Genomic DNA, 9,651 nt, shown 5'->3' with positions numbered 1-9,651 from the left:
GTCCCGACTGAAAGCCCGTTCAGCACAGCTGCGTGTGCAGATCGCGAAACATCGGATGAGGATCCGCCGCACGACGTGGTTGTGTTCGACGACGCAGCGCTCCCCGCGTCCGCAGCGCCAGCGGGTTTCCGCGGCCGCGTGCGCATCGTGGCAAGTGAAGCTGACCTGAGCGACGCCGACCTGCTGCGCGAGCGGCTGGTGGAGGAGATGCTGGCGACCGTGACCGACGAGGAGGGACAGCTGCTCTTCGCGACGGCCACCACCTTCCTCAACAATGGCCAGTACCAGAGCGCGGAGATCATGTTTTCAGCCGCGATGCAGATCCCCGACCTGCGCCTGGCGGCATGCGAAGGACTGATGGAGGCGCTGGTTTCGGCGGAGCGGTACACGGAGGCAGTGTCGACGGCCGCGCGTGCCGAGCGGATCTTCGCGCGCGATGCCGATGCGCTTCTTGGCGTCGTGTACTGGCACGGCGTCGCCGCCCAGGCGCTTGGCGACGCTGACGCGGCGCGCGCCTGCTTCGCGCGAGTGCTGGCTCACCCCGCGCACGTGCACTTCCCCGAGCTGGCCGCGCGAGCGGCGGCCCTCGGCGGATGATTCCGGTACACGAGGCCAGGGACGCGTTCGTCCTCCGCCTGTTAGCCGACGCAGAGCGCCATGCGGCGGACGGACGGAGCCGCGAGGCGATGCTCCTCCTGGGGTGGGCATCGCGCGCCGCGTCCCATGACGCGGTGCCGTCCGTCCTTCTCGCCTACCACCGCATCCGTGCTACGAGGTCTGCAACCGCCAGCGCCGGGGCCACAGCGGAACAGGGTGATGCGGACCTACCTGATGCCGTTCCGCATGGCGCCCGCCAAGTTGAGACGGATGCCCTGGGCTTTCCGGTGCCGCAGTTTCCCACCCGCGTGCCCGAGCTGGACCGGTGCGCATTCGTCCCCCGAGTTCCGCTTCCGTCACCCGCGCGCGAAGTACGAAACGATGCACAGGTTCAACGGCGCCTGCAGCCGCGGATTCTGACGGCGGTGGCGATCGCCGGTGCGGCAGCGATCACGCTCTTCTCGACAGGCCGCGTTCGGGCCCCCGCAGGCGCGGTGGTGTCCCAGGAGGTGGTGGCGGAGGCCGGTGCTGCGCTCCGGGACGGGGACGCGGTGCGGGCGCTGGCGCTCGCCGACCGTGTTTCCGACCCGGCCCCGGAAGTTCTACTCCTGCGCGGGCGCGGACGCCTCGCGCTCGGCGACACGCTGGTGGCGGCGGAGAATCTTTGGGCCGCCGCCAGCCACTCACGCGCGACAGCGGCGGAAGCACTCGAAGCGGCGCGTCTGCTTGCCTCGATTCCTGGCCAGGAGGACGCCGCCGCTGATGCGTACGTCAGCGCGTTCTCGGCGGGGTTGCCGCGCGGGCATTGGGCAGAGGCCATCGACGCCCTCCGCCGGGCTGGACGGGCGGGAGAGGCGGGCCGACTGACCGAACTCCTGCGGAGGGACGTAGGTGACCGTTCAGCGGACCGCCGAGTTGACGTAGCCAGCGATCCGGGCGAAGTCCGCTGAGGTTCGCATACGGGCGGCAAACTGCCTGAGAACCGGGAAGGCGGGTGCGAGTTCGTGCGCGAGACGGACCAGGCCCCACCAGCTGTCATGGAACTTGGGTACATCCCGTCGCAGCAGCAGCGCGGTGGCGAAATACTCCCCCGCTGGGAGGGATGTCACGTCGAGACGCGCACTCTCGCCGCCCGTCAGCACCGCTGAGCAGATCGAGCGGAGGAGCGTTTTGTTCCGCTGTTCCAGCGCCGCGGCGAGTGCCTTGGGAAACTGACTGAAAAAAGAGGCCAGCTCCGGGTCATCCGTGGACCCGGGGGGCAGCGTCGGCGGACGGATCGACTCGAGGTCGGACCTGGCGCTCCCGGATTCACCGAGATAGGTGTGTACGAAAGCTCGAATCGAGTGAGTGCTGGCGAGCAGGTACGGTGCGTCCCGCATGTAATCCGCCTGATCATCCGCCGCTTCCAGCACGTGGATGCACCGTCCGCATGCGGAGCGCTTTGCTTCCGTGGTGCCTGGCAGGAAGAGCCGCGTGAACGAGGCCATTGCCCAGTCCAGGAGATAATCCCCCCTGACGGAGTAGGGAGCGTCCCCGAAGCCCTTCGAGTATTCCACTTCCGCGGAGTCGACATCACCGATGCGTGAATAGGCGTTCCCGCGCGATCTGCGCAGACGTGAATGCAGGGCAGGGATCGCCACGATCTCGGATGCGATCGGTTTCGCCAGGTCGGACGTGAGCCGGGCCCAATCAGCCGCGAGGATGGCGCGGTTCAGGGCGTCCTGGTGCCTTGTAAACAGCTTCTGCGCGGTTTCTTCGCTCATCCAGCGACGCTGGTGGGAGTGATCTCCACGATGATCATCGCTTCTGCTCTTCCGACATCTGTGGGTGTTTTCCTGCCCCTCACCGGATGATCGTCTGCAGGATCTATCCCGTTATGATCGAGCGCAGTTCCGCCATGAGAGAATCCGGCTCGTTCGCATGTGCCATCGCATCCTCCTCCCGCACCTCTCCGCGGATGACGAGCTCCGCGAGGGAGCGCTCCAGCGTGACCATCCCCGAGGCGCGGTCACCCAAGTCGCTCCTCAGGGACGGCAGGTTCCCGTCCCTGATCTTGTTCACGGTGGAACTGCTCCGGAGCAGCACCTCGAATGCCGCGATCCGTCCCGTGCCATCCGCGCGCGGAACCAGCGTCTGCGCGATCACGCCCTGGATCACGCCCGCGAGCTGCCGGCGCGTGGCCTCTTCGCGCGCCGGCCCCACCAGTCCGAGGAGCCGCGCGATCCCGCCGGGCGCCGACTTCGCGTGCGCGGTCGTGTAGACGAGATGGCCGGTTTCCGAGAGCGCCAGCACCTGCCGAAGTACGCTCGCCTGGCGAACCTCTCCGAGGGCGATCACGTCCGGGTCCTGGCGCAGCCCCGCGCGCGCCGCGGATGCGTAGGACCGGGCATCCGATCCCACCTCGCGCTGCGAGATCACGCAGCCGCGCTCCTGGAACGCGAACTCCACCGGGTCCTCCACGGTGAGGATCACCCCCGCGCGCCGGTCGTTCACCTCGTTGATCATGGCGGCCATCGTCGTCGACTTCCCCGCGCCAGTGGGGCCAACCACCAAGACGAGTCCGTTCGGCAGGTCGAGCAGGCCCTTCACCGAGGCGGGCAGCCCCAGCTCGTCCATGCCGGACGGCGGCGGCGGCACCCGCCGGAACACCGCCGCGGGCCCGCGCTGCTCGAAATACGCGTTGACTCGGTAGCGCCCGAGGGTTTCGCCGGCGTCGTACGAGTAGTCCACCTCGCGCTCCGCCTCCCAGCGCGCGTGGAGGTGCCGGGGCATCGATCCCAGGATGAGAACGCGGAGCTCGTCCGGCGTCAGCTCGCGCACGCCGTCCGCCTCGCTCCGGCGGACCGGGACGACGCGGCCGTTGCACCGCACGCGCGGCAGCCCGCCTGGGACCAGGTGCAGGTCCGATCCATCGCTGAGGACCACGGCTTCGAGGTAGACGTCGATCGGGTTCGCGTGCGGCATGGGGGCTGACGGAGAGGTTCGTCGTCCGGTGGAAAGCACCCGGGGTACCAGCCCATGTACCGCTCACCCGCGTGGACGGTTCGCGCGGGCAGTTCCATGCCTGAGCTTCCCCGAGATGCACCATCCACTTCTCACCTGGACGACGCGGGCAACGGCAACCGCGTGTATCCTCGCGCTGCTCTCAGCCTGCGGAACGCTCGGCGGGCGCGGGGCGGCGTTCCGAGCCGATGAAGGCCCGTTCCTCTCGCCCGGCCCCCTCCCCGGAGCGCAGGACGCGACGCTCCGCGCCACGCCCGCGCTCCCCGCAACCGCGACCGGCCGCCCGGGCGCCGCGCTTCCCGCGGGGGTGCCCGGGATGCCCGCTGGGCTGACCGCCAGCCAGGGAACCGGCGTGCTCCCGGGCGGCGGAATGCCCGGCATCGGCCCCGTGCACGGCCTGGTCATCCCGGTGTCGCTCGGCCCGAGGATCCCGTTGCGGGACGACCTGGCCCTCACCCGCGAGTTCTTCGGCCCGGAGCCGGGGACGGCCGGCCCCACGCTGGTGGAGCAGATGAGGAGCGTCTCCGGTGGGCTGTTCAGGCCCAGCTTCGAGGTGCTTCCGTCGCTCGTGGACTCGCGCCAGAACGTCCTCTCCGCCTCCCCGTCCCCGCGGCAGCTGATGACGTTCGCACAGGCGGTCCTCGAGACGGTGGCGGAGCGAACGGACCTTTCCCGCTTCGACAACGACGGGCCGGACGGTATCCCGGCTTCACGCGACGACGACGGGCGCCTGGACTTCCTCGTGCTGGTGGTGGAGTCGGATGTCTCGTTCCCGAGCGTCACCCTGCGCCAGGATTTCACCGTTTCCACGCCCGCCGGGCCCGTCCGGAGCGGGGCCATCCACGTCCTCTGCCTGTCCCGGAGCGAGGTGGCTGACGTACGCCCCGCGATCGGGCTCTGGCTGGACGCCCTCGGACTCGACCCCGGCGAGCGGTTTTTTCCTTCGACGTTTTCGCGCGGCATCTCGTCCCTGGCGCGGGCGCGCCTGGGATGGCTGCCGGTCGAGCCCGTCCTGGACCCCGGGACTGCCCCGGTGGACAACGGCAAGGCGCTGCTGTTCCCGCTGCAGGACCTCGCCGCCGGCGCGGGGTTCTGGCTGGTGGAGCGGGACGGTGACCGCGTCTTCGTCTCGCGGGTAGCGCGCAAGGCGGATGGCCACTTCTTCGCGACGGAGGCGCACACCGTCCGACCTGGCGAGGGGCAGGTCCTCCCGCTTACCCGGCAGTTCGGGGAGCGAGGATCCCGGGTGGTGGTGCGCTGGCCCGAAGGCGCGGCCGCGCCCGAAGCGGAGCTGGTGAGCGTTCCCACGCGGCCGGCCGACCCCGTCCCGCTCCGGCGCCAGTGACCAGGCGCGTAGTGAGGCGGCGCGCGGCGGGGGCTGCCGGGCTGGCTTTGGCGGTGGTGGCGACCGCCAGCGCGAGCTTCGGGCGCACGCCGGCGGCGGACGTGGAGATGCACGCCGTGCTCGACAGCGTGGACGCTCGGCTCCGCCGGCTTGAGAGGCGCCTGGGGATGCCGTCCGCCGGCGCCACGGACGAAGCCCAGGCGTTTCGCGCGCACTACGCGGCGCTTCGCGCGCGGGAGCAGGCGGTCGCGCGGCGCGCAGAGGAGCTGCTGCGGTTCGTTCCGAGCGCGTCACCAGTACCGGGCGGCGTGATCACGAGCGCCTTCAGCCCGGGTCGCTACCACCCGATCAAGCAGCGGGTGATCCCGCACGTCGGCCTGGACATCGCCGCGCCGCACGGGACGGCCGTGCATGCAGCCGCCGACGGCGCCGTGCTGGCGACGGCGTCCCATCCCACGTACGGGCTCACCGTGGACCTGCGCCACGGCGAGTCGGGATTCATCACGCGCTACGCCCACCTGTCCCGGATCGCCGTGCGGCCGGGGCAGGCAGTCCGTCGCGGTGACGTGATCGGCAGCGTCGGAAGCACGGGTCTGTCAACCGGGCCACACACGCACTACGAGGTGTTCTTTCAGGGCTGGCGCCGAGATCCCATCGACTTCCTGCCGCCCGGCCGGCTCGCGGCCGACGCGCTGCTCGGAGCAGACTGATGCCCGCAGTACACGATCGACACCATCAATCCCCAGCGGCCCGCGCCGAAGACGGCGGCGGGCCGCTTCCTTTTGCGGGGCGCCCCGTGCGCCCCGGACTTCCGACACCAGAAAGGAGACCCATGCATCCGGCATCCCGGCGCCGCGCCGGGTACACGATCGCCGAGGTGATCGGCGCGGTGCTCCTCATCACCATCCTGCTTGCGATGGCCGGGCCCGACATCGCCCACGCGCTGCGCGTGCGGCGGGCGGAAGCCGTGCTCAGAAACGACTTGCACAATGCCGCGAACGTCTGGGAGCAGGCCTACATGACCGAGGGCCGGTACCCGGCCTTCGATGTCCTGCTGGCGCGCGGGCTCCCGATCTCCTCCGGGATCGCCGTGGATTCGCAGGCCGTCACCGGGGAACGCGTGTACCTCCGGCTCCGGCACGTGGCGACGGGCCAGCTCTGCGCCCTGGACTACTCGCGGTCGTCGGCGGTGGCACGCAACAAGTCGGATTGCTACGCCGGCGGCCAGGAGCGGGACACGGCACTCGCGCTGACACCGGAGCTCCCGCCTGCCCCGTCCACGGATACCTTCCGCATCGAGCCGCCCTCGCCCCCGGACACGGCGGAGAACGACCTCGCGCTGGCCAGCCCGGGTGTAGATAACCCCGCGGCCCAGACGGCGCTTCCCGGGGAAGCGCGCACGCAGACGTTCATGGTCGTCAACCGGAGCCCCATCCCGCGGACGTTCCGGTTCGAGACTGGGAGCAGCAGCCCCGCCGTGGTGCCCGCGCCGGGGGCGCCGGAGCCGGTCACGCTCCCGCCCGGGATCCCGCGGGCCGTGCCGTTGTCGTACCAGGTCGCCTCCGACGCGCTCGCGGATGCATCGTCCGTGATCCCGCTGCGGGTGATCGACGCGGGCGACGAGCGCTGGTCTGCAACTGGGACGTTCACCGTCTCGGCTGGGCTGCTCCTGGCCAACCCCTCCGTCGAGCTCGACGGACCGGCCGAGCGGGTGGAGGACGCGGGCCAGGAGTTTGAGGCCGTCTGGACCGTGACGAACCGGACCAATGCCGCCCGCGTGCTGATGATCACGATCGCGCCGAGCTCGCCCGGGCACGTGCGGCTCGTGTCGGTGAGCGGCGCGGGGAGGCGGCCGTTCGCTCCTGGCGAGACGCGTGTGGTCAGGGCGCGCCTGCGGTTGGCCACCGAGGTGGACGGCGGGACGCGCAGCAACGTGGTCGTGGGTGCGTTCGACGCGGAGGCCCCCGCCTATCGCGCCTCCGCGGCGCTCGCCGCCGAAACCCGCGCGGTGCTCGCCCCGCCGGTGATCACGCCGCCAGCGGCTCGAACCGCGGACCCCGGCACGGAGTTCACGCTGGCGTGGACGGTCCGCAACGTGAGCAACCAGGCGAGGAACTACCAGGTGTCGCCCGCGGTCGCGAACCCGTCGCATCTGGAGATCGTCCGCTCCAGCGGCACCGGGCCGCAGGCGATCGCGCGCGGCGAGGCGCTGGAGGTGGCTGTTACCTACAGGGTTCGCGCGGGTGCGCTCTCCGGGCAGACCAGTGCCTTGACGCTGTCGGCGGTCGACCGTGAAGCCCCCGTTCATCGCGCCGAGGCGGCCGTCACCGTGGGAACGAACACGGTCCTGGCCGCTCCACAGGTGAGCCCGCCCGGGGCGCAATCCGCGCGTCCCGGCGAGGAGCTTGTCGCGACGTGGACGGTGCGAAACGCCACGAATGCGCCCCGCGTCCTCACGATCGAGCCCACCGTTCCTGATCAGGCTGACGTGGCGGTCGTCTCCGCCGCCGGAGCAGGTGAGGTGACGTTCGGCGCTTTCGAGGCACGGCCGGTGACGGTGCGCTACCGCGTCCGCGAAGGGTCGCTCGCCGGCTCGAAGGCGGCGCCGGTACTAGCTGTCAACGACAAGCTGAGCCCGGCGCACCGGACGAACGCCGCCTTCGAAGTCACCACCGCCGCGGACGTTCGCGATCCGGTGCTGTCCGCCCCCGCGGACCTCTGGCTGAACCCTGGCAGCACGAGCACGGTGGTCTTCCGGCTTACCAACCGGAGCAACCTCGCCCGGACGTTCACGTTCACTGCGTCGACGTCCAACGCGGCCGCCGTTGCCGATCCGGCTGAGCCCCGCGCCGTCACCCTGCCCGCGTTCGCCTCGGCCGACGTGCTCGTGCAGGCCGCGGTTCCCGCCGGGGCGATCGGACGCGCGCAGGGCACGGTAGTCCTCGGTGCTGTGGATTCCGAGCAGCCCGCGCGCACGGGGGAGGCGCGGTTTCTGGTCACGGTCAACACCGTGTACCTGCCGCCCTCGCTCACCTGGAAGCCGGCGCGAAGCATCCGGCCGGGAAGCACGGTCACGGACACCGCGATGCTCGTCAACCGCAGCAACGTCCCCGTGGAGTTCTGCTTCCGGACGGGAGTTGCCGCGGGCAGCGCCGCGCCGGGTGCGGTTGTTGAAGAGGCGCCGGCGGCGCCGCCCTGCAGCACGGTGACGCCGGCGGGCACGTCCTCAGCCGCCGTGAGTGTCCCCATAGCGTATACGGCGGACGCGGACGCCCTCGCGGGCCAGAGCAACGTCGTCACGCTGGCCGCGGAGGCGAATGCCCCGGACCCGCTCGCGGCATCCGCAACCCTGGCTGTCACGGCCGAGCTCGTTCTCCAGGCGCCAGTTTGGGATGAGCTCCCGCCGACCCCTCTTCACTCGGACCAGGGGGACCAGCGGCAACTCGGATTCGTCTTTCGCAACACGAGCAACGGCGAGCGGAAATTCTGCGTGGACTTCGTCTCCGCGGACCCCGAGAAGGTCAAGGTCGGCGGATCCGGCCCCCGGTGTGGGATCCGCGTCCGCCCACGCGAGACGTTCCGGCTGACAGAAACACTACATGCGCTTCGCGCATCGCCTGGGACGCGCGTCAGCGCCGTGGTCTATGACGAAGGCCAGGCCGAACTGCGCGCGGAAGGAACATTCCACACCATCGTGCGCGACGTGCGGCCGGTCGCAGAGTGGGTGCCTTCCTCGCCCGTCTACGTGCGCAAGTGGGCCACGTTCGACGCGAGCCGCTCGCAGAGCCCGATCGACGAACCGATCGTCCGCTACATCTGGACGTGGGGACTCTTCATGCAGCGGTGGGATCCAGGGCAGGGCCGGTTCGTCTACACCGGCACCTGGGAAACCGCGCGCGACGAGGAAACCGTGCCGGTGGTGCGGCGAGCATACGACGTCCAGGGGACATTCGAGGTGTGCCTTACGGTGGTGGACGCGGCCGGCCGGAGCAGCGACCCGACCTGCCGGCCGGTAACCACCCTCCGGCCCACCTCGGCGCGGCTCGCGTGGCGCTACCGTGGGTGGTGGACGGACCAGGACTGGTGCCTCGACGTGTGGTGGGACAACCAGTGTGACCGGGAGCACGGAAACGCGAGGTGGGAGATCGACCTGGGCGCCTCGGCCGGTGACGTGCCGATCAAGCAGGCGTACGCGGTTTTCCGCGTTGCGCTGCACAACACGGATGACCCGGACCGCCCCGCCACCATCACCTATACCGGGAACTCAGGGACCACGCCCGCGTGGGGGACCTACTCGTTCGCGCAGGATTTCCCGGCGGCGGTGGGGAAAGCCCAAGACGGCCGGTGGAGGGTGTTGAGCACGACCGGCACTGCCGCGTTCGGGTGGCCCGTGAGCCCCAGCCTCGCGGAGCACCCGCTCGTGCTGAACGTGAACCTTGCAGACGCCACCGGCGCCTTCGACGGCGGGCCCCATTGGGTCCCGGACGCGGTATGGATCACCCTCCACGTCCAGGATGCCTACGACCGCTGGACGAGCGCCTCCGCGTACCGCAATCACGACAAGGGTGCGTGGCGGCGCGCGTACGACACCATCATTGTGGCCGACGCTCCGCCGACAGCGGCCATCCAGGTGGCGGCGCTGGAGGGTGGGCGCTACCGCGCGACCGGCTCGGGCGAAAGCGCGGACGGGCGTGTCGTCGACAGGT

At 70.6% G+C, this 9,651-nt stretch carries 6 protein-coding genes and 1 pseudogene; 5 read left to right on the top strand and 2 right to left on the bottom strand.

Annotated elements, in window-relative coordinates; all coding sequences use genetic code 11:
* Positions 1 to 597 (top strand): hypothetical protein (locus VFZ20_RS26255; RefSeq protein WP_329686930.1); only part of this gene is annotated, 597 nt, incomplete at its 5' end.
* Complete coding sequence (locus VFZ20_RS26250; RefSeq protein ID WP_329686929.1) at positions 594 to 1,547, top strand: hypothetical protein; 954 nt, start codon at positions 594 to 596, stop codon at positions 1,545 to 1,547. The genes VFZ20_RS26255 and VFZ20_RS26250, both read left to right, overlap by 4 nt.
* Here the strand turns inward: VFZ20_RS26250 and VFZ20_RS26245 are convergent.
* Both VFZ20_RS26245 and VFZ20_RS26240 read right to left on the bottom strand, forming a co-directional pair.
* Positions 1,497 to 2,360: a hypothetical protein gene (locus VFZ20_RS26245; protein WP_329686928.1), complete on the bottom strand. Its 864-nt coding sequence runs from the start codon at positions 2,358 to 2,360 to the stop codon at positions 1,497 to 1,499. The two genes, VFZ20_RS26250 and VFZ20_RS26245, sit on opposite strands and share 51 nt — an antisense overlap.
* A gap of 103 nt (positions 2,361 to 2,463) precedes the next feature.
* A complete protein-coding gene (locus VFZ20_RS26240) occupies positions 2,464 to 3,561 on the bottom strand; it encodes a type IV pilus twitching motility protein PilT (protein ID WP_329686927.1) in 1,098 nt (365 codons plus the stop codon).
* 355 nt (positions 3,562 to 3,916) lie between these two features.
* Here VFZ20_RS26240 and VFZ20_RS26235 point away from each other — a divergent pair, with 355 nt between their 5' ends.
* From VFZ20_RS26235 to VFZ20_RS26225, 3 genes and pseudogenes are all read left to right on the top strand, one after another.
* Entirely contained in the window at positions 3,917 to 4,945 is a 1,029-nt protein-coding gene (locus tag VFZ20_RS26235) for a hypothetical protein (RefSeq protein WP_329686926.1), read from the top strand.
* 56 nt (positions 4,946 to 5,001) lie between these two features.
* A complete protein-coding gene (locus tag VFZ20_RS26230) occupies positions 5,002 to 5,655 on the top strand; it encodes a M23 family metallopeptidase (protein ID WP_329686925.1) in 654 nt (217 codons plus the stop codon).
* A 122-nt stretch (positions 5,656 to 5,777) separates the two neighbouring features.
* Positions 5,778 to 9,651: pseudogene (locus VFZ20_RS26225) on the top strand (hypothetical protein); the annotation flags it as partial.

The sequence above is a fragment of the Longimicrobium sp. genome (assembly GCF_036280135.1).
Classification (GTDB): domain Bacteria; phylum Gemmatimonadota; class Gemmatimonadetes; order Longimicrobiales; family Longimicrobiaceae; genus Longimicrobium.
Note: the sequence above shows the minus strand (reverse complement) of the source record. Positions and strands in the feature narration are given on the sequence as shown.

Excerpts from the sequence above, each read along its gene's own strand:
- VFZ20_RS26235 (WP_329686926.1), top strand. The coding sequence starts at position 3,917 with ATGCCCGCTGGGCTGACCGCCAGCCAGGGAACCGGCGTGCTCCCGGGC.
- VFZ20_RS26240 (WP_329686927.1), bottom strand. The coding sequence starts at position 3,561 with ATGCCGCACGCGAACCCGATCGACGTCTACCTCGAAGCCGTGGTCCTC.
- VFZ20_RS26250 (WP_329686929.1), top strand. The coding sequence starts at position 594 with ATGATTCCGGTACACGAGGCCAGGGACGCGTTCGTCCTCCGCCTGTTA.
- VFZ20_RS26245 (WP_329686928.1), bottom strand. The coding sequence starts at position 2,360 with ATGAGCGAAGAAACCGCGCAGAAGCTGTTTACAAGGCACCAGGACGCC.